Here is a 23,330-nt window from a genome sequence, read left to right on the forward strand (position 1 = left end):
TTTTGTTAAATTGAAAAGAGTGACGAGAAGAGCTGTAAGCAATGCAATATGATAGATAGTAAATGAAAAATGATTGTACTATTGTGAATACAACATGCAGTGCAAAAAAATAAAAAAAATATATGAAAGAAACATGGTGATTATTTCTTTATTATAAACCGAATATTAATCAATTAAGAATTATCTTTCTCTCCTGTATCAGTATGGGAATGTGTTGTCGTAAAATATGTATTAAAAATAAAAAGTGCTTTATTTGACGAGGGTTAAAAGAACCTGTATTCAGGTCGTGAATAGCATTTACATAACGCAAAAGAGTTGTGCCTGGTCGTTGAGCAATAGTATTTCATGAGGTGCATTAAATGGAAGACTACTTAAAAGAAGCGTTGGAAATTGTTAAGGCGCAAGCTAGTGTGCGGACCATGACAGAGGAAGAAATTACCTCGATGGTGAAAACACTTGCGTCTGGTATCAGAGTTATCAGTGAAGATGACGCGCTTGCTGAAGAAACACAAGAAGCAGCAGTAGATCCTAAAAAGTCTATTAAAGAAAAGACAGTTACTTGTCTTGAATGCGGTAAGACTTTTAAGATTCTTACAAAGCGTCACTTGGCATTACATGATCTCGATGCGATTTCGTACCGTGAGAAATGGGGCTTGAAAAAGAATACGCCGCTGGTTTGTAAAGCATTACAACGTGAGCGTCGTAAAAAGATGAATAACATGAAATTGTGGGAAAGAAGACGTAAGAACGAAGGATAGAGAAGACTTCGTTTTTGTGTAGACGTACCCGTACTGTATTTCTACACGATTAGTTCTTTTCCTATAGTTTTGCAGACGCAGATACTTCGGTTACGCAAAGTATCTAAGAACATAACGGGATAGTTAGTAACACACGAAAAAAAACGCCTCATAGAGGCGTTTTTTTTGTTCTTTGTTATATGAGTTCCGGCGGGCCCTGAACAATCATTTCTGCAAGTGTCAGGTTAACGCGAGGAGCAGTTTTAAGTGCACTGCCAGCGTACTTCATTTCCAGTTGAGCCAGCTCCTGATAAAAAGGAGTACGGTTAAGCATCGGGATCATGAATTCTTCCATATCCTCAACTTGCTCACGGAACCTGTAGCAGCCCTGAAAGTATCGCTGCTCACCGTTTGGCAGTATCATTAAATTCTTAGTGCCGTGCATACGGCAGATCATCAGGCGATGTTCATACAGTCCGCACAGTCCTTCTTCATTTAAAGGGCACATAACGTGCGGGCGTTCGTTTTGAGCGAGAGCGTCGTTGTATTGTTTGACCACATCTTCTGCGCGCTGAATGAAGTATTCACGCTTTTCAGCCGGAAGAGCGTTTAACCCCTTCCACATATATGCCCATTCTATGTAGGTGTGATGCTGAAAGTAGCTGTAGCAACAGTTGTCAGCACAATCAGCACAGGACAGTCCGGCCTGTGCGGCTGTTTTTGAATAGGCGTCCGCCATGTTTTTATAGAGCGTTGCAAGTTTTCCGAAAGTGCCGACCGTTGCGGTGCGTTTAGCTTTCTTTTTCATACTATGCTCCCAGAGCCGCCAATAGGGCTGTGACACATTCTCCGGGAGTTTTGTTGTCACATTCTATACTGACGTCTGCAAATTTTCTGTAAAGTGCTGCGCGCTCATTGTAGAGGTCTTCAATGGTCTCTCCCGGTGCAATGGCAAGGCCGCGGTCAGGTTTTGCGCTGATACGTTTAACGATGGTCGGTAGTTCGACATTCAGGTGGCAGACTGGCCCAAGCGTGCGCAAGTGTTCCATTGCTGCTTCTCTGTACACAACGCTGCCTCCAGTGGCGATGACGCATCGCTTGGCACGTACAGCGCTGACAACAGCACATTCCACATCAAGAAATTCTTCTTTCGTCATGGAGTCTGTTACAGCTTGCAGGTTGGTGCCGTACTGGCCTTCGATGAGATGGTCGGTGTCTATAAATACCCAGCCAAGCTCGTGTGCTAACATTTTGCCAAGCGTGGATTTTCCGGCACTGGCCATGCCGATAAGGGTAATGCAATCAGTTTCGTTCGGGTAATCTGCCATGAATATGTCCTTGCTAATCTGGTTATCGCCCTTTGTTCTGCCTGTAGAGGCTGATGCTGTCAATGCTGCAAGGGGAGGAGGCTTCAGGTTGATAGCAATACAGCGCATTGTGGCGGTAGTGCGGAAAAGTCATTGTATATCTGGGCGTTGCCTCAGGTGTTTTTTCATTCCATGCGCTGCACAGATTTGTCTCGATCTGACACGTAAGGAGTCTCATTTGCACTGGATATAAAAAAAGGCAGGTTCGTAAGAACCTGCCTTGAAGATCGAGCAGTAAACTCGAAGCGAAGATTAACGCTTTGAGTACTGGAAGCGAGCACGAGCGCCACGCTGACCGTATTTTTTACGCTCTTTCTTACGAGCGTCACGAGTCAGGAAGCCTGCTTTTTTGAGTGTTGGGCGCATGTCAGCGTCAACTTCGAGCAGAGCACGGGAGATACCGTGACGTACTGCAAGAGCCTGACCGGACATACCGCCACCAGCTACGTTTACTTTAACGTCAAATTTTTCGAGCATTTTAACGAGCTCGAGAGGCTGACGAATGATCATCTGGAGAGTCTTGCGTGGGAAGTACTCATCGTAAGGACGACCATTAACAGTGATCTGACCGCTACCAGCGTAGAGGCGGGTACGAGCAGTAGCGTTCTTTCTTCTGCCTGTGCCGTAATCAAATTCGTTGGACATAGTAATCTCCTACCTCTAATCTAGTACTTGAGCTCAAGTGGCTGAGGGTTCTGAGCAGCGTGTGGGTGCTCGGTACCAACATAAATTTTGAGCTTCTTCATGATAGCGCGACCAAGACGGTTCTTAGGAAGCATGCCCTGAACAGCTTTACGGATAACGTCTTCAGGCTTCTTCTCAAGCATTGTCTCAAGGTTGGCTTCTTTGAGGCCACCTGGGAAACCGGTGTGACGGTAGTACATTTTGTCTTCCATCTTCTTACCGGTAACTTTGATTTTTTCACAATTCACGACTACGATGAAATCACCGTTGTCAACGTGAGGTGCGAATTCTGGCTTATGTTTGCCACGAAGGCGGTGTGCGATCTGGGTAGCGAGACGACCGAGGATCTGATCCTCTGCATCAACTACAAACCACTCGCGAGTGATATCTTCAGGCTTAGGGCTGAAAGTTTTCATCTATATTACTCCTAGTGTCGAAACACGTTGGCTCTTATGGAGTTCTTGTTTCCATGTCAATAAAACAATAAGATCGGTCAGCCCAAAGCCGGCGGTTGTAAACGGGGGGATCCGGATTCTGTTAGAAATCCTGGAAAATGACCTCCGGCTTCGTGCGGAAACACCGTTCTTATACCATGACCGATTCGTTGCCAAGTGATTTTTGTGAAAATATGAGGATTTTTTGCTATGTCAAGTATTCGTAAGGGATTGTTACAGACGGTTTTCTCAGGTGCGTATATGAAACGCTGGAATGATAAGCTGCGACCGGCAGAGCTCTACGAGGTCGATAAACAGGCGCACAAAATGATTATTGCATGGTTGCTGCTGCAGGAGAATACTCGTGCAATGGAAGCCGATGCACGACGTGTGCTTGGTGATAGAATTGTGGAGTGGGGGATCTTTGATTATTTATTTCGCCTTGTCATTACGGATATAAAACCGCCTGTCTATTACCGCATAAAGGAAAACCCTGAACATCACCGTCAGCTGGTGGAGTGGGTGCAGGGCGAATTGGAGCCTGTATTAAGTACGCTCGGAACAGAATTCTGGGAGCGGTTTATTGCGTATTTTGATCCGCACAGAGAGCCAGAACTTGCGGACACTATTCTCGCAGCAGCGCATTTTTATGCCAGCAGCTGGGAATTCAAGCTCATCGAAGGGTTGAACGCATTTGATGATGAATTGGATGAGATCAGAGAGTCATTCAGAGAGCAGCAGGAATCGTTTCAGGGACTTAAAGGGTTCAGAGAATTGCTGAGTCCTAAAACACATGCCCTTGGTAAACTCGCGAACTTATGTGGACAGCTTCGGTTCCAGAAACGCTGGTCACAGATGCCGAGAATTCCGGAAACATCTGTAATGGGGCATATGTTCCTTGTAGGTTGTTATAGCTACTTTTTCTCTGTGGTTCAGGAAGCCTGCCCAGCCCGCCGCCAGAATAACTTCTTTTGCGGATTGTTCCACGATCTGCCGGAAATGCTGACACGGGATATTATATCTCCGGTGAAAAAGTCTGTTAAGGAACTGGATGCACTTATCAAGGCGTATGAAGATGAAGAACTGGAGCGTCGAGTTTTTCAACCACTACGTGATGAGGGATATACCGACATTGCTGATCGTCTTGGGTATTTTCTTGGAACGGAAACCGGTTCTGAGTTTCATGATTGTATAGAACGTAACGGTGTCGTGGAGCGGGTAACGTTTGAGCAGCTTCAATCACTATATAATGATAACTCGTATAACCCCAAAGATGGCGAGATGCTTAAGGTGTGTGACGAGCTTGCAGCATATATTGAAGCGTATACAGCTGTTAAAAACGGTATATCCATCAACGAACTGAATCAGGCCATGTGGCGGTTGCGAGATAAGTACCGCAAGAAATCTATAGGAAGAATTCACGTGGGTGCATTGATGTCGGATTTTGATTGATATCAAAATATTGGAAAACTCCTCTTGTCTGAAAAGAGGAGTTTTTTTGTCTCTAAAAAATAAAAATAAAAAAAGTTGTAACCGATGGCCGGTGTGAAACGATGTAATATATAGGAGGATGCAGCCTTTTTGTATCCAAAACAGGATATATCTTTAACCATTGATGTATGCGCATCATGCAAACAAGGTTGGTAGTATGAATCGTTTTAAAACTTTTTGTATAGTATCCGGCATTCTCCTGAGCTTTGTTTCACTGTCCTTTGCACAAGGATATTGTCCATGCGGACTGTATGCAACGGTGCAAAAAGAGATCTCAGAACGGTTGAAACTTACAGATACACAACATGCAGAAGTTACGCGAATTTTACGTAAAGCTCGCAAAGACCGCGATGCACTTCTGACGCGGCTCCATGAGCCTTCCAAAACTAAAGAAGAAATTCAGGAAGTTCGTAACGAGATACAAAAACTGGAAGAGGCTGTCCGTGCCGAGATAGCATCTGTTCTGGATGAGCCGCAGATGCAGGAGTTCGATAAAATTGTCAGTGAGGTGCGGGAAAAATTGGATAAAACCATGGAACAAACCAACTAAGCTGGAACGTTCATGACCTCGGTTCTTGACGATTGGATAATTATCAGTGCTGTGCTGGAAGGGGACACAGCTGCGTATGCCCAGATTATTGACCGGCATACACAGCATGTTTCCACCTTGGTGGGAAAGCATGTTCCCTTCCAGCATGTTGCTGAGGTATCACACGAAACTTTTGTGCGGGCATACCGGTCACTCGGTTCGTATACTCCAGAAAAGCCCTTCAAGCGTTGGCTTTCCGCAATAGCAATTCGTAGCAGTACAGATTTTTGGCGTGCTCATTATCGTAAAAAAGAGACTCCGCTCAGTGAGTTTACGGATGATTCAGCACAATGGCTTGATGCGGTCTGTCTGGCGGATTCTGAAAATGAATTCGACCGGCTGAGTAAAGCGCAGGAAGCAAAAGAAGTGCTGGAGATGGTTCTTGGATCGCTGCGTCCTCTGGATAGAATGGCGCTGGTAATGACACAGCTGGAAGGATATTCCGGCAAAGAAACAGCAGAGTTGCTCGGTATCAGCTCTGCCAGTGTTAAGGTTCGTGTTTTCAGAGCTAAGCATGGTTTAAAAACGCTCCTGAAAAAACACGGTATAGAAAGGGCATAGCATGAATAACAATACGCTCAGCAGAATATTTACAGTCTTCAGAAAAACATACGCTATGCCATCAGAAAGATGGCTTCCCCCGGCATGGAAAAACGGGGTTATGCAGGAAATATACGCAATGCCTCCCGTGCGGACAGTTTCATTGTTTGAACGTGTTTCGCCGCAAGTAGCTGCTGTGGCAGGCGTGCTTCTGGTTTTAATTACCATTCCGTGCATTCAGACAGCACAGAATGCGTTGACGCTTTTAGATACTCAACTTGTTGATGCTGCTTTGGATTCAGCACAGTTCTTTTTGTAGGAGCAAATAATGAAAAGCTGGAAAGTCTGGACTGCTTTTATTCTTGTGTTTGTGCTGGGGGTAGCCTGTGGTGTCTTCGGAAGCGGGTATGCAGTTAAGCACCGGCTCAAAACGTTTAAAGGTCTCAAAGGGGGAGCCTTTGGCGGTAAACGTTTTCTTGAACGTATTGAGCGGCAGGTGCAGCCGGATTCACAAACCATGGAGCAAATTACAGTCATCGTGCATCAGCATCAAAAAAAGCTGCGTGCTGTTCGAGATAGAGCGTTACAGGAACGAATGACAATTTTTAATGATACAAAAAAACAAATTATACCGTTGCTGACACCTGATGAAAAAGTCAGGTTTGAGCGGGTGGTGGAACGAATTCATAAGCGCTTTCAGCGGGTAAAGCTGATGCGCTCGCTGCAGCAGTAATGACTTCGGGGGGAGTTTACGCTGTAAAAGTGTAAAGGGAAGGATTCTGTATGGCATGCATGAGCATGCACAGCAAAAAGGATGAGAAATGAACACACTGCAAAAGGTACTGACAGTACTGGTAATGGTATGTGCGCTTGTGACAGTCGCACTGGGGGGCAATGCCGAAGCATCTCACCGCAAAAATGTTTACGAAACCAAAAGGGTAAGTAAGGTATATCCTGATTTACGAACCCTTGAGCGGTATGCCTATGTTGCAGCGTATAAGCCGCATAAGGCTAAGCGTTTTATGCATCGCAACCACATTTATAAGCTGGGAAAAGGAACGCGCGTCGTGAAGTTGCGCTCCATCAAACTTCACGGAGTTGATGCTGTGGCGTATGAGGTGCGTATCCCAAGCAGAAATGAGTATGGATATGTCCTTTCCCACAATGTGAAGAAGGTTAAACATAAACGTCCGCACCATCCTAAGGTTCAAGTTTATTTTCCGTCACCTGTGCTGATTATTGACTTGTAGGGACGGTTCTATGAAATATGCCATCGTAGGATTATTGTTGGCTGGAGTTGTTTTTTCGTCTGCAGGGTGTTGGCATCACCACCATCGTCCTCATTATCGACCGCATAGATACCGTCCAAAAATTGTGATCATTGGTGAATATTCAGCACCGTTGGAACAGGTGCAGATTATATAGATAAAAAGACAAGGAAGCCCGGTTGTACGGGCTTCTTTTGTATTTATAATGAGCAGTAATTTGCCTGCGATATAGCATAAAGTTACTGTTTGTTAATTTTTTCACAAAAACTTGGCAATTAACCTTTACGTCTTGCCCGCAAATGTTTACCGTTACTCTAACGTAATGCAGTCATAACCGCATGAATTGCAGCTGATTAAATGTATACTGTGAGAGCGGCAACAATGTATCGCAGCAGGCCGGAATTATCGGCTGCGTGAGAGACTAACCGTACTCTGAAATATGAGGAGTTTCGATTATGTTATTACGAAGACGTGCGTGGGATATTGTTCGTGACGAGTATCCTGTTGTGAAAATGGACGACCCCCTTGCAGAGGCGATTCGGAAACTGAACGCATGTGCTTTTGAAGGTTGCTTGTGTGCCTTGGTTGAAGACCATAACGGGCGTGTTAAGGGAGCTGTTTCCATCTGGGATACAATGCGTTTTATGGAAGACACGCTGTTGCATGGCGATGGCATGAAGTGTCTTGATGAAAATCGCTATGAACAGATGTTTACGAATGCGTGTAAAGTGTCCGGTTCCATCAGTGTAAAAGATGTGATGGATAAAGATATGACAATTGTCCGACCTGATGAGCCATTACTGCTTGTGCTTGAGGATTTTGTAAAAAAAGGCCGAAGCTACGCTGTGGTAAAGGAAGGCGGGCAGGTTATCGGTGTGATAATGATCAACGATATCTATAGAGAAATCAGCGACCAGATTCTGGCCAGAGGCTGATTGTAATAGGCAAAAAGAAGCCCTCTGTTTCTGACGAGACAGAGGGCTTTTTCTGTATAGTGGAGAAAGCTTAGTCGAGAGGGACAATTTCACACTGCAGAGATTGTGCACCGTCTACAAAACGGATGCCGAAGTTTGCCCAGAATGCTTCCATGATGTCGACGCCGTCTGACAGGTCAGGGCTGCCTTCGTCATATTTGAGACGGAAGTATTCGAGCAGTACTCTTGTGTTATTGTCCAGCATTGGTGCTTCGCTGATAAGCTGTTCTTTTTCACGCAGGTACTCGTAATGATCCATTGTTGCGTACGCAAAGATAATGGAGAACGAGAGCTGGGAGATTTTTCCCTGAATCTGGGACAGGAACTGGGAAATATTTTTATGCGTTGTGAACTCCTGCTGCTGGAATTTAATCCAGTCATGGTATTCTGCCTTATTGTTGATAAGTGACAGGTTACCCATAAGGGAGGTCTCAAGGTCGTTTCGTGCGGTTTCAGAAAGCTCTGTCTCAAGCGCGTTTTTTACAATAGCATCGCGGAATTCAAAAGACTTGCGCGCTGCATCGTACTGGTCAAACAACTGGTACAGGTTCATGAAATAGTTCGCATAGCGATCCAGTTTATGGCGGGTAAGAACAGGGAAACGCCCTTTGTTTACGATAAGGGTGAATTCGTGCCAGTAGATGGAGAAACGAACCTGATTATCGTAGTGCTTTGTGAACAGGTTGGGATGGAAGAGCAGGTAGTAGCCTTTCTCGTGGAAGATGCTTCGTGCAACAGGCTCTGCGCCAGGGATAGATCTAAAGTCGTTTGTACCCTGAAGCTCGTTCACTTTTGCGTCAAAATTTTCAGGAACAATAATTTCCTGAATGCGAAAGGCCATAGTGGCATGCTGTGCCGCTTCGCCGATGATTCCAAGTTCATCAACAATATCTTTACGTTGGTTGCTGTTTCCAATCTCAACAGTAATTTTCATGGATGCTCCGTTATAACAAAATAGTTTGTGCGCACATGCCTACCCTGACAAGCGTTTCCCTGCAAGTATGAATTATAGAGCAGGGGAAATAGAAGTGGATTATTTGTAAAAACAGGTACTGCGTTAACTGGAGCGTGCAGTTTGTGCTAATATATTAGAAAATTGTCTGTGTGTGATATTTTTTTGCGAAGTACTTGGTACTACTGGCTGCGCAGGGAGCAGGGGTGTAAAACTTCATTAAGTTCGGTCTCAGTCCTTGCCATCAGATAGGCAAAGCTGTATGGTGCGCACCTTCCTATGGGCAGAAAACACGCCGCAGGCACAGTCCTGTGGCTTTTTTCTTCCTGAATTATAAGATTAGATATAACGTTGCAATAAATAGAGATTGGATATGAGCAAAACAGGCAGCCTCACTGCAGGTGATCGTATTGATACTAAATGCACGCGCTGTAGCGATATTACAGGGCATGTGATTGTGGCAATGGTTGGTAGCGAAATTATTAAAGTGGAATGTCAGGCTTGCGGTAGTGTGCACAAATACCGCGAAACACGTGCTCCGAAAAGTAAGGCACAGGTTTCCACAGTTAAGAAAGTCCGCAATGGCGATTCCCGTAAGGAAGCAATTTCTGCTGCCCGTTCAGCTGCTGCAAAAAAAGCTGCTCAGACTCGTGCTGCCCAGCGTGCAAAACAGGAAGCTGAAGCTGTTATGATCGCTTGGAAAACCGCCATGGTAGCCAAAGGCTCTGACGGAGCTCGCACATACAACATGAACGAAACATTCACTAAAGGTGATGTTGTACAGCACCCGACCTTCGGAATGGGTGAAGTACAGACCGTTACCAAGCCGAATAAAATGGAAGTGTTGTTTGAAGACGGTGTAAAAGTATTACGCTGTCGCGTATAGGTTGATTTTTCGTAAAAACGGGGATGACTGGTATCAGTCATCCCCGTTTTTTTATGTCTGGAGAGTAGGAGGGAGAAAGCTCAGGAGGTTTTGCAAGCATCATGTCATGTCCGCAACATGCTATTTGCTGTCCGTACGCGGTGCTGCAAACCAGTCCCGAACTGACTCAGGTGATGCTCTGTATATTCCGTCGGAGCATTTGCGTACCGGAAAGTTTTCTTCCTTCATCCATTTCTTTATCGTACCCGGTCCTGCACCTACCGCACGGCAAATGGCTGTGAGGCCGACCAGAATTATCGGGCCGCTAGGAGAAGAAGATCCTGAGTTATTATGGAATCCTGCAACAGGATGAAACCCTTGCGGGTAGTCATTGATAGCCGGGGGATAGCTTGTGCCTTCATCGTATCCGTATCTATTCATGCATTTCCTTCGTAATCACGTCTCAGGATGAAAAGTTAGAATCCAAGCCCGATATCAGGCATACGGAACAGGTCTCTGGCGTATCTGTCCGGCGGAATTTCACCGGTTGCCCACGGATCTTCAAACAGGGAATACCCACCGGCATTATTTCCGTTTCTATGCCGCGCAAGACATGCGTTGCTACAAATTTTACTGCTGACTCCGGTTGTGAATTTCTTTTCGCAGACAATGCAGTGACGTTCGTCAGAGCCATGTCTCTCATGAGCAGCATGGTTTGCTGAAGCTGCACATGAACGGGAGCAATAGATCTGCCCTGCGCGTTTCACAAAATGTCTTCCGCACCACGGGCAGCTTACTGTCTGCTTGATGCGTTTTGCTTCAGCTGCACACTTACGGGAACAATATTTTCCTTTTCCGGCATTGTGACGTGCCGGACGGACATAAAAGTCGGTTCCGCATTGCTTACAAGGTACTACTGGCATAACCGTCCTCCATTGTAGAACGTGTTGCATCGTTCAATTGCCCGCAACACTGCGTGGCCAGAATGATTTGTCGGTGAAGCGTGATGATTGAACTCAGCGTAGTACAATTGCAGTAAACGCTGATGCTCTCCTACTTCAATCTGCACCATTGGCTGGTAACCGCTGCCTGTTCGGGGCTGATTGCACTCAGGGCAGATAGCGATTCCTACGCACGCCATTCTCCAAGGTCGGGAAAAATTTCGACCACACACTGTGCAGCGGGTGCGTTCCGGGGCGTGAAAAGAATAAGTGGACATATAACGTGTTCCTCCGAAGATACCTCAGAAAGCGGTAATAGGGCTTTCTGATTAGAAAAAGTGACCATGAAGTGGCGAAGTGAGCATATTGTTCACAAAATGCACACCAACGTCAACCCTGTTTGTACATTTTGTGCAAAAAGCTGTTTTATTTTTTCAAACAATGTGGTATTTCATACCTATGAACAACGACTACAGCGAAGAAGAATGGCAGCTTCAGGAATTCATTACCGAGACCATCGGACTTGTGGGCAGCGTGGCAAAGCTTGCAGAAATTGCAGGGGTAAGCGCGCGCACTGTGTACGCATGGAAAAAAGGTGAGCGGCATCCGAACAGGCAGAATCTGAGAAGGCTCCGGAGCTATTTAGATACAGTAGCTGAACAGACAGAGTCTTCGACGGAACTGTATTTTCCGCACTATTCGGGTGCTGAACGTCGCGGTACACATGAATTGTCAGGCAGGCATGACACCGTGGAAGTCCAGCTGGACAGCAATGGTTCAACCTTTCTTGCGCCGCCCAGCGGGCCGGAAGGGCATCAGGATGAATTTATTTTTGTGGATAAAGCAGAGGCAAGACCAAGTGCCGGTGGCGGCTCGTTAGCCACCAGTGACTCGTCTGACGGTCGCTATGCGTTTCGTCTGGATTGGATTCTGCACAAAACACAGGATGCAAACAGCCTGAAGATTATGGAAGTTATGGGACGTTCCATGGAAAGCACGTTGCACAACGGTGATCTTTGTCTGGTAAATCAGTCGGATAAAAACCTTGTTGAAGACAGGGTGTACGTAGTGCGACTTGATGATGAGATTTATGTGAAGCGTTTTTCCCGTATTCCGGGGAAATATTTATTCCGAGGTGATAACCGCGAATTGGCGTATCAGGATATTGAAATTGACCCGCGTGATGAGTCCCGAAGCTGGGAAGTCATTGGTCGAGTTATCTGGGCTGGCAAGGATTTATAGTTTGTGCACATAATGTGCAAAACGTAGTGTGTTGTTCATGCACTCCATATTTGAGCTTCAAAGCGTTCTCACGAAACAGGTGAGGACGCTTTTTTTTATGTGCGACTTTGTCTGTATCTAGAAAAAGTAAAGATAAGTATAAGCATAACAGGGTGATAAAATAATTAGGGCGTCTTCCTTTTTTTTCTTCATGTGATATTCTCAAATCAACCTGTTCAGTGTAACCATATAGTAACTGACAAAGAATATACGGTATTACTCCGTACTGTGTGGCAAGAGTCACAGGCATGGGGTGTATCACGAATTCAGCAAGCTTGAATCACGAATGCCAGCGAGAACAACGGCTGCGCTATATTTGTTAGAAATTGATTAGAAGGGAGTACAAGGAGGGGTTATGAATTATCAGAAAGCAGAAAGCATGACAGATTTATTTTGGCGAAAAACGCGTAATCCACTGACCTTTTGGCCTCGCATTATCCTTACCCTACTTATTTTTATTGCGTTCTGGTCTCAGGCGGTGTGGTGGATCATCTTCCTGTTTTTTGTTGAGGCAGGCATTATGTTCTTTTCACCGCCAGCAATGCAGTACGATCATTGGCTGACACGAGCCACGGACGGCTTCAGAATCTGGAGCGTTGTGCGTTCGGTTGCAGAGCGCAACACCATGCTGCTGATGTTTCTCTTCCCTGTTGTTGCATTTTTCTCAGCCATCTGGATGCATGAATGGTTCTGGATTTTCTTTTTTGGCGTACAACTTATTATTGGTAAATTGCTCTTGATTCGGCGTTTTATGGCAATGGCCAACGCTATCGAATACGATGTCCAGACTGGTCTGACGGATGAAGATCTTCAGTTTATTATCAGTCGTTGTAATTTGACGAATTAATACTGACAGTTTGTACCTGCATGAATGGTACTAATCTTTAAGAGGGGTGAATGAGGTTGGCTGAGTGACTGGATATGTGGGGATGACGCAGCGGTTTCCTTTTATAAAACGATTGGTGCTTTGTATTTTACTTCTGGGGATGAGTCTTAGTGTCTGTGCGTGTGGATATCGTGCAAAAGACCCTGTTGCTGCGTATCTGGAGGATCAACGTGTTGCGGATTTAAAACTGATTTCACAGAATCCGGCTAACCATCTTCCTTTGCAGGCTGATTCACCGCAGATGACCTGCGCAGAACAGGCTGTACAGTTTGCAGCGTTTAAAGAATTTCATTTTGCTCCGTGGCAACAGACGGAGACTTCCCACTCTAAAGAAGATGCCTTCTGGGGCACAACAGCATTCCCGCATACAAAAGGCTATGCAGAAAATTTGCTACCGTGGTCGCAGGAAGCGATGGCTCAGCTTGTTGCGCGACAAAATATGGACGCATACCCGAGCATGGCACGGCATGCCATTACTGTCCGTAACTCTTCCTTGCGTGTTCTTCCTACCGTTAAACCATACTTCTTGAGCCCCGTACTCCCCGGGGAAGGTTTTCCCTTTGACTATTTTCAGAACTCCAGCGTGCACGTAGGTACTCCGCTGTTTGTTTCGCACAAATCTGTTTCCGGTAAATGGCTTCATGTTGAAACGGCTTATGCAACCGGATGGATTCCGGCAAGTGATGTAGCCTATGTTACTGATGAACAGAAAGCGTTGTTCATGAGCGGGACATTGTATGCGTTGATGCATGATGATCTGGCATTGAAAACAATGTCTGGCGAGTATCTCTCTACAGGCTTTGTGGGGGCAGTGTTTCCGCTGTCTGCCACTCCGGTGCCGACTGGTGCATTGAAAAAATCCGACTCAAAACATGCTGAGAATCAACAGCCAGCATGTGCTGAATGTATGCAACAGTGCGTAAGTCCATGCGTGGGGCAGCTTGACGTTTCGAACGTGCAATTGTGGGTTCCTGCCCGAACCATAACAGGCGCTGCTGAGTTTTTCTCGGTGCCTCTGGTATACGCAGATGTGGCGCAGATGCCTGTAACCTTCACTCCGCGAGCCTTGGCAAATCTTGCAAAGGATATTGTAGGTCAGCGATACGGTTGGGGCGGGCTTTTTTTGAACAGGGATTGCTCTTCATCTGTACGAGATCTTTTTACGCCTTTCGGGGTCTGGTTACCGAGAAATTCGGGTGCGCAGGCTGCAAAGGGTGAGGAGGCTGTTCCTCTTGAAGGGCTTACAGCGGAGGAAAAGCAGGAGATTATTATTACCAAAGGTATCCCGTTTTTCTCACTCATAGGAATGAAAGGGCATATCGGAATTTATTTGGGATATGAGCCGAAAACAAAGACGCCGCTGATGCTGCACGATATATGGGGAGTCCGTACCGTAGATGGTGATACGGTGGGCAGAGCCATTATCGGGCGGTTAAGCATAACGACTTTGCGTCCCGGTGAAGAACGGCGGGATGTGGAGAAAGGCGATTTTTACAGTAAGGTTTTGAAGTTGCAGATAAAGCCCGGAACATGGGCTTTGGAATAATTGCCCCTCGCACGTAGCGGTGCCTTTTTAATAATGTCAGATTATGTCTGTCTTTTCCCCAGACCGTTTTGCATTTCTTGCACTGTGTGGATTTGATTCAAACTGGCAGTAGAGTTTGGTTAGCAATTTTAAGCCCCTGAGTGAACACAGACTCAGGGGCTTTTTGTATCAACAGTTATATTTCGATCGGTGCGACGAAGGAATTCCTGCTGATTTGACGAAGACTGGAACAGGTTTCCGGCACTGGTAGAGAAAAGCGGGCGGGAAGTTGTTCCAGACAATCCTGGAGGTATCTACAGTACAGAAGGATTCTGTCAGTTGTTTTCGAAAGGCTGCAAAAGAGGGAAGCAGCGCGCCACAGACATATGCATAGGTGATGAATATGCCATCGGGCTTAAGGCTGGCTCTGATTGCATGTGTAATCTGGTGTTGCAGGGTGGTTGAAAATGATGCCCACGGCAGGGAGGAGATAATGACATCTGCCTTTGTGACAGAATGTTGCTGCAATATTGCGGGAAGATTTTCAGCAGCGTCGAGCACGAAGCATGTGTCACTTTGCTGCTCCACGAGTGTTTTGTATAACTGTGGATTTTTTTCAATAGAGATAAATGTCGCTCCATTTTTCAAAGAGCGGGAGACATGTCTCGAGATGCATCCGGTACCTGCGCCAAGTTCTACTACCACATCAGCGTTGGTTAAGCATTCGCTGCTGGCTATTTTTCTGCAGAGACTTGGGCTGCTGGAACAGACTGTGCCTGTTGATAACGGGTCGCGTATGAATTCTCGTAAGATGCTCCAACGGGATAACGCCATTCTTCATCCTTTGCTGTTGTGATCGGGGGATCAGCTGCGCTGCGCAACTGCATAATTACGCAAAAGCCCTCCATATACTCCGAAACGCGGAGTGAAGAAGTATTTAATAAATAAGGAAAGGGCATTGCGCCTGACGGCTGAAAGCGTTTGATGCCATCAGGATATGGCTGCAAAAGCAGCACAGTGCCTGCTATGGTAACAGCAAAAGAAGTACCATTTGAATATAAATACGCGTGGTAATGATTGTGCGTGTGAGATGTGTTGCAGAAACAGTATGTTGCAAGAAAGGATTTTTTTACACAGTACAGTTGTTCATGTTTTATGGACAATGAGTGTGAAGATAGTTGCACTGAAAATGTTTGATTTTTATACGTCGCGTATAAAAGTTATACGAATCTTATCGTTTTCTACGACAAGAAAAGGGTAACGCAGACCTGTTCGCAGTCGAGAGGGCGTCCCTCTCGTGGGGTGCAGGGGCAACGCCCCGCCCGTCGGAGACATAGAGAAGACTCTTCTTGGTTGACACAGTAAATTTTCCGGCTAGTCTGCAGAAGGCGACATTACGCCGGAGCAGAATTTGAATGAGCGAATCATATACATTTTATGCAGCAACGCTTGGCTGCAAGATTAACCAGTACGAAACACAGGCATTACGTGAAGTGTGGCTTGCCCGCGGATTTGTGGAAACAAAATCTGCTGAGGGCGCTGACTTTGTGCTTGTGAACTCCTGTGCGGTTACAGCTAAGGCTGTGAGCGACGTACGTTCTACAGTGCGCCAGCTGCACAGAGCTAATGAAGAAGCACAGATTGTTGTTACCGGCTGTGCTGCGCAGGTTATGGGTGACGAGCTTAAGGAGCTGCCGGGGGTAACCCGTATTGTTCCTCAGGACGCTAAGACTTCGTTGAAGACATGGCCGGAATTGAAAGAAGGCATGAAAGAACCTGAGAATGCGTTCCCTGATTTTGCCGTTACAAACTATAATCGTGCACGTGCTGTTGTAAAAGTGCAGGACGGGTGTTCGCACCGGTGTACTTATTGTATTGTACCGCTTACTCGTGGGCGTTCGCGTTCCCGCAGTCTTGCGGATATTATTACAGAAGCACGCACGTTACTGGAATCCGGTTTCAGAGAGCTTATTCTTTCCGGTGTTAATTTGCGTCAGTTCGGGCGTGACCTTGATGGCACTCCTGACTTCTGGGATTTGATTGACGGGCTGGAAAGCGCACTTGGCAAAAAGTGGGGCGGTAAGGCTCGGTTCAGGATTTCTTCCCTCGAACCGGGGCAGCTTGGCGATAAAGCGCTTGAGGTGCTTGGTCGCAGCACAATGGTTGCTCCTCAGCTGCACATTTCCTTACAGTCCGGCAGTGACTCTGTGCTGAAACGCATGGGGCGCGGCCACTACAAGACAGCTCCTTTGCTGGAGTTCTTGGAAAAACTGCATACTGTCTGGCCTGTGTACGGGCTTGGTGCAGATATTTTAATGGGCTTTCCGGGAGAGACTGAAGAAGAGTTTCAGGAAACATTGGCATATATTACGGCCATGCCACTTACCTATGCCCATGTTTTCCCATATTCAATTCGTCCGGGAACGGCTGCAGCCACTATGACTGACCAGTTACCTAAGCAGGTGAAAAAAGCACGCGCAAAAGCTGTACGTGATCTGATTGCAGAAAAGAAGCAGGCATTTTTGCAAAAGCTTATTGATGCAAAGTTGCCGCTGTATGTTGTGCTGCAATCTGCAGAAGAGAAAAAGGGTATTTCCCAGTATTATACAGAATGCTATTTTGAAACCCTGCCCTTTGGCGCGGGATTGCGTGATATTTGCACAGGTACCGCAGTCGATTTTGCCAAGGATGGATTACGCGTAGTCGCGGAATAAACGTAAGAAACAGTCGGATTATTTCCGGCTGTTTTTTTATTATAGTATTATTTTTCGCATACTCATGCGGTTATTTTCCGAAAAGTGACAACTCTATGTTATAACATGTCTTGAATAAAGAATGGATGTAGAGTACGAAGCGTGGAGCGCCGTAGCAAGCAACTTGTTGCGGCTATTCCCTTATGCAGGAGATGACTCCCGCATACCAAAAAACGTTTGCCCTGCACCTTTAGCAGGGCTTTGACATATAGAGAGGAACGTATGCTTAGAAGCATGACAGGATACGGCCGTTGCACCCATGAAGGTGACGGCTTCACCATGACATGGGAAATCCGCAGCGTTAACAGCCGCCATCTTGATTTAAAATGGCGTCTCCCGATGCAGGCCCGTTCATTGGAAAACCGCTTTGAAAAGACTGTACGCAAGTTTGGTCAGCGCGGTCGTGTAGAACTTACATTGAACCTGCAGATTCAGCGTGCAGAGCTTCAGGCGGTGTCACTTAACACTGCGCAGGCTTCTGCAATGCTTGATGAACTCGGAAAATTTGCACAGGAGCGCGGGGACGCGTTTGTTCCGGACTACACCCGTATGCTCGGCATGTCTTTCCTTTGGGAAGACAGCAATAAAGAACCGGAAAAAGAATTTGCTAACAAGCTTGTTGAAGGCCTTGAGGTTGCACTTGCAGACTGGAACAAAGCGCGCGCAACAGAAGCAACTGCACTTTCAGCAGATATGCTTGAGCGCACAGCACGTATGCGTGACTGGGTTGCGACTATTACTGAACGCGCACCGCAGATTAAAGAAGAGCGCTTTGAAACCTTGCGTGACCGCCTTACCGAAGTTCTTGCCCGCGTAGAAGCTGAACTGGAAGATCAACGTTTCTTACAGGAAATTACAGTTCTGTCCGATAAGCTTGACGTAAGTGAAGAAATCACCCGCCTTAATGCGCATCTTGAACGACTTGATGAGCTGGTTAAAGGCGGCGGTGAAGCTGGTAAACGTCTTGATTTTACATTGCAGGAGTGTTTCCGCGAAGTGAACACCTGCGGCAATAAAATTCAGGATCAGCAAGTTGCACGAATTATCGTTGATTTTAAAAACGAACTCGAGAAATGCCGGGAACAGGTACAGAATCTGGAGTAGCGTATGAAAAGCAGCAAGCTGCTTAACATCGGCTTTGGTAATTATGTTGTGCATCACCGTGTTGTAAGTATTGTGACGCCCACGTCTTCTCCCATGCGTCGTGTACGGGAAGATGCCCGTAACGAAGGGAGACTTGTGGATGCAACACAGGGACGAAAGACACGCTCCATAATTATCACAGATTCCAACCATGTGATTTTATCTGCCATTCAGGCTGAAACTATTAGTCAACGTTTCCTACAGGAGGATAACGACTAATGACTCTTGATACTTCCAGTAACGTCAACACAGATTCCGACATTACTGGCCGACGAGGAATTGTTCTCGTACTGTGCGCTCCTTCCGGCACTGGCAAAACTACTTTGACAAAGCGCTTACTGAAAGAGTTTCCTCGATTTTCGTTTTCAATTTCATACACAACCCGACAGCCGCGAGAAGGCGAAGTTCACGGTAAAGACTACTTCTTTGTAACTGAAGAAGAGTTTTGTGAAAAACGTGATGCTGGTTTCTTTGCAGAATGGGCTGAAGTGCACGGCAAATTCTACGGTACGCCGAAAGAGGCGACATTGAATATGCTGGAGCAGGGGTACGATATTATTTTTGATATTGATGTGCAGGGTGCAAGCCAGCTTTACGGTAACTTGAAACAAGGTTGCTACGTATTTATTTTGCCACCTTCCCGTGAAGAACTGGAAAACCGCCTGCGTGGTCGCGGCACTGATGATGAAGCGACTATTATGCGCCGTATCGCCAATGCACAAAAAGAGCTTGAGCAGGCACACTGGTTTAACGCATGGATAGTAAATGATGATCTGGAGAAAGCGTATGACCAGCTTCGCAGTGCCTACATTGCAGCAACGTTGTCACCGCAGAGCTCCCCTGATCTCGTAGACTCTATTATGGAAGACTGGAGATAGATATGGCGAACCTTGTTGTAGCACTTGATTATCCGGATAAATCCGGAGCGCTCGCAATGGCGAAAATGCTGAAGGGCGCTGATGTCTGGCTCAAAGTAGGTCTGGAACTCTTTACAGCTGCTGGCCCTGAGATTATTAGTGAATTAAAAGACATGGGGTTCAAAGTCTTTCTTGATATGAAGTTCTTTGATATTCCCAATACTGTTCAGGGTGCGGTGCGCTCGAGTGTTCGTCATGGCGTGGATATGGTTAATATCCACCTGATGGGCGGAGAGCGTATGGCTCGTGCTGCTGTCGAAGGACTTGCAGAAGGTTCCGTAGATTCCGGCGTATCACCTGTTTTGCTTGGTGTTACCGTACTTACATCGATGGCTCAGGAAGATTTACCTGAAGGAATGACAACCACACTTGAAGAAACCGTGTTATCGCTTGCAAGCTCCGGTAAGGACTGGGGTATTCACGGGGTTGTGTGTTCCGGTTTTGAGGTTGAGACAATCAAAAAATCTTGCGGGAACGATTTTATCTGTCTGACTCCGGGGATCCGTCCGGTTTCCCTTGGTGATGATCAGAGACGCACTATGACTCCGGCACAGGCTGTGAAAGCCGGATCAGATTATCTTGTGGTCGGACGTCCCGTTACTGGCGCTGATTCTCCATTGCATGCTGCGCAGGAGATTTTGGAGGCCATGAAGATATAACCACTAGTTGCTGCTGGAATTGAGGAGGTTGAAGTGGGTGTACAGGAAGCTGTATCGCAGGAAGAACGCGATCCGATTAAGGGTATTTTTTCTACACAGGAAGTAAAAGAGATCGAAACAGGGACAGGCGTTCGTAAGTCTGTTCAGAAAACGTTCTGGTTTGTAGATGAGCAGGGTGACAGAATTGAAGTTCAGCCGCTTAACGCAAACTACATTCCTGCTGGAAAGAAGCGTTTTATCACGTTGGAAGATCTCATTGCCCGTTTTCAGCCGGAACCTGAGTTTTATGTAACAACAGTGTTCCCTAAAATGCAGGAACTTGCCGAAACTATTGATCGTGCAGACACACACAGAAGTAACGGCGAGAATTTTACTGCTGAGTTTGAATACGGCAATGCTCTTCAGGTTGATGAAGAGAACGTCCGAGCAAACTTTGGTCTTGGCCTTACCTACCTTGACCGTGGCGAAACCAGCAAAGCGAACAATATTTTTGAGCGTCTTGTAAAGCTGGACGCAGCGTTTGAACAGCAGCATAAGCACCTGTTCAACGAGTTTGGCATCAGTCTTCGTAAGAATAAGATGACCAAGCAGTCGCTTGAGTACTATGACAGGGCTCTGGAGTTAGCAGGTGGTGATGAGAACCTCTACTACAACATTGCCCGCGCATACTTTGAAAAGAAAGACTACGCACGTTGTGTAGATTTCTTGATGAAGTCCATCAATACTAATCCTAAGTTTGATGTGGTACTTAAGTTCTTTGACTGGCTTCTTGAAAAGAACCTTGTGCCGAATGAGCGTGTTTCTGAGGTGCGTACAGTTGTTCGCACTGCACAGATTGCTTCTAATAGAACCCAGCAGGTTACTGACGCAGTGGGTGACGGACTGACCCTTGAAGGAAGCCCGTCCGCTGGCGGTGAACCTTCTTTGGAAGAGCCGTCTGCATCACCTTCTGCTGATGATGTGTTCGGCGCTGATGATGACGATGATGGCCTGCTGCTTGAGTAAGCCCACGATCATCATACGTTAGGTACCAGAATTGAATGGCAGGGGATTACAGGTGTAGTCCCCTGCTTTGCTGTTTTTATAGAGAGTTGTAGTTACCGAACTGGAGTTGTTTTGGCTAAAAATTGGGTACAGCGGGAAGGCGAACTTGCGCCTTCGCAATTAACAGACTGGGCAGAACAGTTAGAAATTTCTCAGACACTGATCGATATTCTCTGGCTTCGTGGCCTTCGCACGCCCGAAGAAATGCAGCAGTATCTTTCTCCTGGACTTAAGTACCTTGAGCCGTTTTGCGAATGGCCGGGGCTGGAAGAAAGCGCAGCTGTGCTTGCTGAAGGATTGCTTGCCGGTAAGAAGATGGCTGTATGGGGTGACTACGATGTTGACGGAGTAACTTCCTCAGCTGTGGTAACCCAACTGGTGAAAGAGCAGGGATTTGATATTGTTCAGCATATCCCGAACCGTATGGAAGAAGGGTATGGCCTTAACGAAGAGTGGATAGAGCGCCTTTCTGAAGAAGGCGTGGAGCTGCTCCTTACTGTTGACTGTGGCATTACGGATTTTGCGCCTGTTGCTAAAGCGCGTGAACTGGGAATGACCGTTGTTATCTCTGATCACCATTTGCCTGCTGAAACCTTGCCTGATGCCCGTGCTGTCTGTAATCCGCGTTTAAGTGAATGTCCGTGTCCGCATCTTGCCGGTGTTGGTGTGGCATTCTTTCTTATGTGCGCACTGAATGCACAGCTTGCAGAATCAACAGGTACAAAAGTAGATGTGCGTGAACTGCTTGACCTTGTGGCTCTTGGTACTATCGCGGATGTTGTGAGCCTTTCCGGTCAGAACAGGGTTCTGGTAAAAAACGGTCTTCTGAAAATAAAAGACGCTCGTCGTCCGGGAATTGCAGCGCTTAAAGAAGTTTCCGGTTATGCCTCCGGCGGTACTGTGGAGGCTGGGCAGGTTGCATTTGGCCTTGCTCCACGGATCAATGCAGCGGGACGAATGGGTAAAGCAGATATCGCACTTGAGATGCTGCTTACTGAAGATTACGAACGCGCGCGTCAGCTTGCCAGAGAACTGGATGTGATGAACGAAGAGCGCAAAAACGAAGAAGAGCGTATCCTTGAAGCAGCCATGAAACAGGCTGAATCACAGTCTGATAAAATGGGACTGGTTCTCTATGGAGAAGATTGGCATTCAGGTGTTATCGGTATTGTTGCTTCCCGTGTTGTAGAAAAATTTTACAAGCCGACGTTGATTCTTTGTAAGGATGGCGAGACAATAAAAGGGTCAGGACGTTCCATCAGCGAGTTCCATCTTCATGAAGGGCTGGGGCGCTGTAAGGATTTGTTGCTGGGGTATGGCGGTCATAAACTTGCTGCAGGGATGTCACTTGCAGCTGATAAACTGGATGAACTGCGCACTCGCTTTAATGAAATTGTGATTGATGCAGTAGGAGATACGCCGCTGACAGCCACTTTGAAATTTGATGCTCCGATGGGCTTTAATCTGGCTGCTGACTTTACGTTACTGAAAGAGCTGGAATTATTGCAGCCGTTTGGCATGGGGAACAGTGAGCCTGTGTTTACATCCCCGATACTGCTCTTGAAGTCGCGTCGGATTTTCGCCCGTAAGCACCTAAAGCTTGAGTTGCTTGATTTGGATTCCGGTATTACTTTGCATGCAAAGGCATGGCGAATGGTCGATGAAATCCCGCCGTCCATGGAAGGCAGAAAGCTTAAGCTTGCCTATTCCCCGCGGATTGATCGATACAACGGCAGCGCAAGTGTTGATCTTAAGATAAAAGATTGGGAATTTTTGACATAGCTGTAAAAATCCCCTGACACTGGCGTGTCAGGGGATTTTTTTGCACAAGGGTATGGAACCCGATGCTGGCAGTTTCTTGTAATGAAGAACGCCTTATGCAAACGGGTTAAAGCCGCTAGAAGCCGGTTTGACTTCATATTGGGCTGTGTTGCCGTTTTGAATTTCTTCAAGAGCTTCAGCAAGTCTGTCTGGGCAGGAAGTGTTTTTATTGCCGCAAAGGGTGCCTTTGAGCAAAGAAATTACATCGTCGATTGCTTTTCCTTCGAGCAGTTTGCTCAGAGCGGAAAGAGAGCCAGGACAGCCTTTGACAAATTGAACATCGTGGATGACGCCATCAGTTACGTCGAACAGGATCTGCTTGGCACAGACACCGGTTGGAACAAAAGAATACATTATCACTCCTTATTTTGCTCGACGGTTATAAGAGCACAGATGCGCGCTTGTAAAGTGTGTTCTGCATAGAGTTATTTTTTTATGATATCGCGCATAAAGGATGGT

29 protein-coding genes are annotated in these 23,330 nt (G+C 46.5%); 19 read left to right on the forward strand and 10 right to left on the reverse strand.

The genetic code is table 11. The features are described 5' to 3' along the window. Nucleotides 1-359 precede the first annotated feature (359 nt). On the forward strand, nt 360-758 hold the full coding sequence (locus tag SP90_RS06620; RefSeq protein ID WP_066853833.1) for a MucR family transcriptional regulator: 399 nt from the start codon (nt 360-362) through the stop codon (nt 756-758). Between the two features lie 175 nt (nt 759-933). On the opposite strand, the gene SP90_RS06625 is transcribed toward SP90_RS06620, so the two are convergent. The 4 genes from SP90_RS06625 to rplM all read right to left on the reverse strand — a co-directional run bounded on the left by SP90_RS06625 (nt 934) and on the right by rplM (nt 3,204). Beyond that, nucleotides 934-1,545, reverse strand: coding sequence for a hypothetical protein (locus SP90_RS06625; protein ID WP_066853835.1), 612 nt, complete (start codon nt 1,543-1,545; stop codon nt 934-936). A gap of 1 nt (nt 1,546) precedes the next feature. Further along, nucleotides 1,547-2,065 (reverse strand): homoserine kinase, encoded by a 519-nt coding sequence (gene thrB, locus SP90_RS06630; protein ID WP_066854065.1) that lies wholly within the window; start codon nt 2,063-2,065, stop codon nt 1,547-1,549. 291 nt (nt 2,066-2,356) lie between these two features. Next, nucleotides 2,357-2,749, reverse strand: coding sequence for a 30S ribosomal protein S9 (rpsI, locus tag SP90_RS06635; protein ID WP_066853837.1), 393 nt, complete (start codon nt 2,747-2,749; stop codon nt 2,357-2,359). Nucleotides 2,750-2,769: 20 nt separating this feature from the next. After that, nucleotides 2,770-3,204: a 50S ribosomal protein L13 gene (gene rplM, locus SP90_RS06640; RefSeq protein ID WP_066853839.1), complete on the reverse strand. Its 435-nt coding sequence runs from the start codon at nt 3,202-3,204 to the stop codon at nt 2,770-2,772. A 228-nt stretch (nt 3,205-3,432) separates the two neighbouring features. On the opposite strand from rplM, the gene SP90_RS06645 reads away from it, so the two are divergent. The 7 genes from SP90_RS06645 (at nt 3,433) to SP90_RS06675 (ending at nt 8,045) form a co-directional block, all read left to right on the forward strand. Further along, on the forward strand, nt 3,433-4,674 hold the full coding sequence (locus SP90_RS06645) for an HD domain-containing protein (protein WP_066853841.1): 1,242 nt from the start codon (nt 3,433-3,435) through the stop codon (nt 4,672-4,674). Between the two features lie 196 nt (nt 4,675-4,870). Further along, the gene (locus tag SP90_RS06650; RefSeq protein ID WP_157471210.1) at nt 4,871-5,263 is read left to right on the forward strand and encodes a V-type ATP synthase subunit I; all 393 of its coding nucleotides are present in this window, start codon (nt 4,871-4,873) and stop codon (nt 5,261-5,263) included. Between the two features lie 12 nt (nt 5,264-5,275). Further along, nucleotides 5,276-5,863 (forward strand): RNA polymerase sigma factor, encoded by a 588-nt coding sequence (locus SP90_RS06655; protein ID WP_066853845.1) that lies wholly within the window; start codon nt 5,276-5,278, stop codon nt 5,861-5,863. Between the two features lie 100 nt (nt 5,864-5,963). Further along, nucleotides 5,964-6,161 carry a hypothetical protein gene (locus SP90_RS06660; RefSeq protein WP_157471211.1) on the forward strand — a complete coding sequence of 66 codons (198 nt, stop codon included), beginning with the start codon at nt 5,964-5,966 and terminating at the stop codon, nt 6,159-6,161. Between the two features lie 9 nt (nt 6,162-6,170). Continuing rightward, the gene (locus tag SP90_RS06665; RefSeq protein ID WP_066853850.1) at nt 6,171-6,575 is read left to right on the forward strand and encodes a hypothetical protein; all 405 of its coding nucleotides are present in this window, start codon (nt 6,171-6,173) and stop codon (nt 6,573-6,575) included. Between the two features lie 88 nt (nt 6,576-6,663). After that, complete coding sequence (locus tag SP90_RS06670) at nt 6,664-7,092, forward strand: hypothetical protein (protein WP_066853852.1); 429 nt, start codon at nt 6,664-6,666, stop codon at nt 7,090-7,092. 473 nt (nt 7,093-7,565) lie between these two features. Beyond that, the gene (locus tag SP90_RS06675) at nt 7,566-8,045 is read left to right on the forward strand and encodes a CBS domain-containing protein (protein WP_066853854.1); all 480 of its coding nucleotides are present in this window, start codon (nt 7,566-7,568) and stop codon (nt 8,043-8,045) included. Nucleotides 8,046-8,115: 70 nt separating this feature from the next. Here the strand turns inward: SP90_RS06675 and SP90_RS06680 are convergent, their stop codons facing one another. Further along, nucleotides 8,116-9,018 carry a hypothetical protein gene (locus tag SP90_RS06680; RefSeq protein WP_066853856.1) on the reverse strand — a complete coding sequence of 301 codons (903 nt, stop codon included), beginning with the start codon at nt 9,016-9,018 and terminating at the stop codon, nt 8,116-8,118. Nucleotides 9,019-9,409: 391 nt separating this feature from the next. On the opposite strand from SP90_RS06680, the gene SP90_RS06685 reads away from it, so the two are divergent. Next, nucleotides 9,410-9,922 (forward strand): hypothetical protein, encoded by a 513-nt coding sequence (locus SP90_RS06685; RefSeq protein ID WP_066853858.1) that lies wholly within the window; start codon nt 9,410-9,412, stop codon nt 9,920-9,922. Nucleotides 9,923-10,042: 120 nt separating this feature from the next. On the opposite strand, the gene SP90_RS16600 is transcribed toward SP90_RS06685, so the two are convergent. The 3 genes from SP90_RS16600 to SP90_RS16605 are packed head-to-tail and all read right to left on the reverse strand — an operon-like array spanning nt 10,043 to nt 11,120. Further along, nucleotides 10,043-10,342, reverse strand: a complete 300-nt coding sequence (locus tag SP90_RS16600) for a hypothetical protein (protein WP_157471212.1) — start codon at nt 10,340-10,342, stop codon at nt 10,043-10,045. Between the two features lie 35 nt (nt 10,343-10,377). Next, a complete protein-coding gene (locus tag SP90_RS06695; RefSeq protein ID WP_066853868.1) occupies nt 10,378-10,824 on the reverse strand; it encodes a hypothetical protein in 447 nt (148 codons plus the stop codon). Further along, the gene (locus SP90_RS16605) at nt 10,815-11,120 is read right to left on the reverse strand and encodes a hypothetical protein (RefSeq protein ID WP_157471213.1); all 306 of its coding nucleotides are present in this window, start codon (nt 11,118-11,120) and stop codon (nt 10,815-10,817) included. Before SP90_RS16605 ends, SP90_RS06695 begins: the two co-directional genes overlap by 10 nt. A 181-nt stretch (nt 11,121-11,301) precedes the next feature. On the opposite strand from SP90_RS16605, the gene SP90_RS06700 reads away from it, so the two are divergent. From SP90_RS06700 to SP90_RS06710, 3 genes are all read left to right on the forward strand, one after another. Further along, entirely contained in the window at nt 11,302-12,084 is a 783-nt protein-coding gene (locus tag SP90_RS06700; protein WP_066854067.1) for an XRE family transcriptional regulator, read from the forward strand. A gap of 394 nt (nt 12,085-12,478) precedes the next feature. Further along, entirely contained in the window at nt 12,479-12,970 is a 492-nt protein-coding gene (locus tag SP90_RS06705; protein WP_066853871.1) for a hypothetical protein, read from the forward strand. Nucleotides 12,971-13,052: 82 nt separating this feature from the next. Beyond that, nucleotides 13,053-14,555 (forward strand): SH3 domain-containing protein, encoded by a 1,503-nt coding sequence (locus SP90_RS06710; protein WP_066853873.1) that lies wholly within the window; start codon nt 13,053-13,055, stop codon nt 14,553-14,555. A gap of 168 nt (nt 14,556-14,723) precedes the next feature. Here SP90_RS06710 and SP90_RS06715 read toward each other — a convergent pair whose 3' ends face one another. Beyond that, nucleotides 14,724-15,368 carry a class I SAM-dependent methyltransferase gene (locus SP90_RS06715; RefSeq protein ID WP_157471214.1) on the reverse strand — a complete coding sequence of 215 codons (645 nt, stop codon included), beginning with the start codon at nt 15,366-15,368 and terminating at the stop codon, nt 14,724-14,726. A 581-nt stretch (nt 15,369-15,949) separates the two neighbouring features. On the opposite strand from SP90_RS06715, the gene mtaB reads away from it, so the two are divergent. The 7 genes from mtaB to recJ all read left to right on the forward strand — a co-directional run bounded on the left by mtaB (nt 15,950) and on the right by recJ (nt 22,832). Then, on the forward strand, nt 15,950-17,248 hold the full coding sequence (mtaB, locus tag SP90_RS06725) for a tRNA (N(6)-L-threonylcarbamoyladenosine(37)-C(2))-methylthiotransferase MtaB (RefSeq protein ID WP_066853879.1): 1,299 nt from the start codon (nt 15,950-15,952) through the stop codon (nt 17,246-17,248). A 261-nt stretch (nt 17,249-17,509) separates the two neighbouring features. Then, the gene (locus SP90_RS06730) at nt 17,510-18,391 is read left to right on the forward strand and encodes a YicC/YloC family endoribonuclease (protein ID WP_066853881.1); all 882 of its coding nucleotides are present in this window, start codon (nt 17,510-17,512) and stop codon (nt 18,389-18,391) included. 3 nt (nt 18,392-18,394) lie between these two features. Then, nucleotides 18,395-18,649, forward strand: a complete 255-nt coding sequence (locus SP90_RS06735; protein ID WP_019999788.1) for a DUF370 domain-containing protein — start codon at nt 18,395-18,397, stop codon at nt 18,647-18,649. Continuing rightward, entirely contained in the window at nt 18,649-19,308 is a 660-nt protein-coding gene (gmk, locus tag SP90_RS06740) for a guanylate kinase (RefSeq protein ID WP_066853883.1), read from the forward strand. The genes SP90_RS06735 and gmk overlap by 1 nt, the downstream gene beginning before the upstream one ends. 2 nt (nt 19,309-19,310) lie before the next feature. Next, on the forward strand, nt 19,311-20,006 hold the full coding sequence (gene pyrF, locus SP90_RS06745) for an orotidine-5'-phosphate decarboxylase (protein ID WP_066853885.1): 696 nt from the start codon (nt 19,311-19,313) through the stop codon (nt 20,004-20,006). Between the two features lie 33 nt (nt 20,007-20,039). After that, nucleotides 20,040-21,011: a tetratricopeptide repeat protein gene (locus tag SP90_RS06750; protein WP_066853887.1), complete on the forward strand. Its 972-nt coding sequence runs from the start codon at nt 20,040-20,042 to the stop codon at nt 21,009-21,011. Nucleotides 21,012-21,122: 111 nt separating this feature from the next. Beyond that, nucleotides 21,123-22,832 carry a single-stranded-DNA-specific exonuclease RecJ gene (gene recJ, locus SP90_RS06755; protein WP_066853889.1) on the forward strand — a complete coding sequence of 570 codons (1,710 nt, stop codon included), beginning with the start codon at nt 21,123-21,125 and terminating at the stop codon, nt 22,830-22,832. A gap of 93 nt (nt 22,833-22,925) precedes the next feature. Here recJ and SP90_RS06760 read toward each other — a convergent pair whose 3' ends face one another. Further along, complete coding sequence (locus tag SP90_RS06760) at nt 22,926-23,225, reverse strand: TIGR03905 family TSCPD domain-containing protein (RefSeq protein WP_066853891.1); 300 nt, start codon at nt 23,223-23,225, stop codon at nt 22,926-22,928. Nucleotides 23,226-23,330: the final 105 nt, after the last annotated feature.

The organism is Halodesulfovibrio spirochaetisodalis, assembly GCF_001672295.1.
Lineage (GTDB): Bacteria > Desulfobacterota > Desulfovibrionia > Desulfovibrionales > Desulfovibrionaceae > Halodesulfovibrio > Halodesulfovibrio spirochaetisodalis.

Excerpts from the sequence above, each read along its gene's own strand:
- SP90_RS06620 (WP_066853833.1), top strand. The coding sequence starts at position 360 with ATGGAAGACTACTTAAAAGAAGCGTTGGAAATTGTTAAGGCGCAAGCT.
- SP90_RS06625 (WP_066853835.1), bottom strand. The coding sequence starts at position 1,545 with ATGAAAAAGAAAGCTAAACGCACCGCAACGGTCGGCACTTTCGGAAAA.
- thrB (WP_066854065.1), bottom strand. The coding sequence starts at position 2,065 with ATGGCAGATTACCCGAACGAAACTGATTGCATTACCCTTATCGGCATG.
- rpsI (WP_066853837.1), bottom strand. The coding sequence starts at position 2,749 with ATGTCCAACGAATTTGATTACGGCACAGGCAGAAGAAAGAACGCTACT.
- rplM (WP_066853839.1), bottom strand. The coding sequence starts at position 3,204 with ATGAAAACTTTCAGCCCTAAGCCTGAAGATATCACTCGCGAGTGGTTT.
- SP90_RS06645 (WP_066853841.1), top strand. The coding sequence starts at position 3,433 with ATGTCAAGTATTCGTAAGGGATTGTTACAGACGGTTTTCTCAGGTGCG.
- SP90_RS06650 (WP_157471210.1), top strand. The coding sequence starts at position 4,871 with ATGAATCGTTTTAAAACTTTTTGTATAGTATCCGGCATTCTCCTGAGC.
- SP90_RS06655 (WP_066853845.1), top strand. The coding sequence starts at position 5,276 with ATGACCTCGGTTCTTGACGATTGGATAATTATCAGTGCTGTGCTGGAA.
- SP90_RS06660 (WP_157471211.1), top strand. The coding sequence starts at position 5,964 with ATGCAGGAAATATACGCAATGCCTCCCGTGCGGACAGTTTCATTGTTT.
- SP90_RS06665 (WP_066853850.1), top strand. The coding sequence starts at position 6,171 with ATGAAAAGCTGGAAAGTCTGGACTGCTTTTATTCTTGTGTTTGTGCTG.
- SP90_RS06670 (WP_066853852.1), top strand. The coding sequence starts at position 6,664 with ATGAACACACTGCAAAAGGTACTGACAGTACTGGTAATGGTATGTGCG.
- SP90_RS06675 (WP_066853854.1), top strand. The coding sequence starts at position 7,566 with ATGTTATTACGAAGACGTGCGTGGGATATTGTTCGTGACGAGTATCCT.
- SP90_RS06680 (WP_066853856.1), bottom strand. The coding sequence starts at position 9,018 with ATGAAAATTACTGTTGAGATTGGAAACAGCAACCAACGTAAAGATATT.
- SP90_RS06685 (WP_066853858.1), top strand. The coding sequence starts at position 9,410 with ATGAGCAAAACAGGCAGCCTCACTGCAGGTGATCGTATTGATACTAAA.
- SP90_RS16600 (WP_157471212.1), bottom strand. The coding sequence starts at position 10,342 with ATGAATAGATACGGATACGATGAAGGCACAAGCTATCCCCCGGCTATC.
- SP90_RS06695 (WP_066853868.1), bottom strand. The coding sequence starts at position 10,824 with ATGCCAGTAGTACCTTGTAAGCAATGCGGAACCGACTTTTATGTCCGT.
- SP90_RS16605 (WP_157471213.1), bottom strand. The coding sequence starts at position 11,120 with ATGTCCACTTATTCTTTTCACGCCCCGGAACGCACCCGCTGCACAGTG.
- SP90_RS06700 (WP_066854067.1), top strand. The coding sequence starts at position 11,302 with ATGAACAACGACTACAGCGAAGAAGAATGGCAGCTTCAGGAATTCATT.
- SP90_RS06705 (WP_066853871.1), top strand. The coding sequence starts at position 12,479 with ATGAATTATCAGAAAGCAGAAAGCATGACAGATTTATTTTGGCGAAAA.
- SP90_RS06710 (WP_066853873.1), top strand. The coding sequence starts at position 13,053 with ATGACGCAGCGGTTTCCTTTTATAAAACGATTGGTGCTTTGTATTTTA.
- SP90_RS06715 (WP_157471214.1), bottom strand. The coding sequence starts at position 15,368 with ATGGCGTTATCCCGTTGGAGCATCTTACGAGAATTCATACGCGACCCG.
- mtaB (WP_066853879.1), top strand. The coding sequence starts at position 15,950 with ATGAGCGAATCATATACATTTTATGCAGCAACGCTTGGCTGCAAGATT.
- SP90_RS06730 (WP_066853881.1), top strand. The coding sequence starts at position 17,510 with ATGCTTAGAAGCATGACAGGATACGGCCGTTGCACCCATGAAGGTGAC.
- SP90_RS06735 (WP_019999788.1), top strand. The coding sequence starts at position 18,395 with ATGAAAAGCAGCAAGCTGCTTAACATCGGCTTTGGTAATTATGTTGTG.
- gmk (WP_066853883.1), top strand. The coding sequence starts at position 18,649 with ATGACTCTTGATACTTCCAGTAACGTCAACACAGATTCCGACATTACT.
- pyrF (WP_066853885.1), top strand. The coding sequence starts at position 19,311 with ATGGCGAACCTTGTTGTAGCACTTGATTATCCGGATAAATCCGGAGCG.
- SP90_RS06760 (WP_066853891.1), bottom strand. The coding sequence starts at position 23,225 with ATGTATTCTTTTGTTCCAACCGGTGTCTGTGCCAAGCAGATCCTGTTC.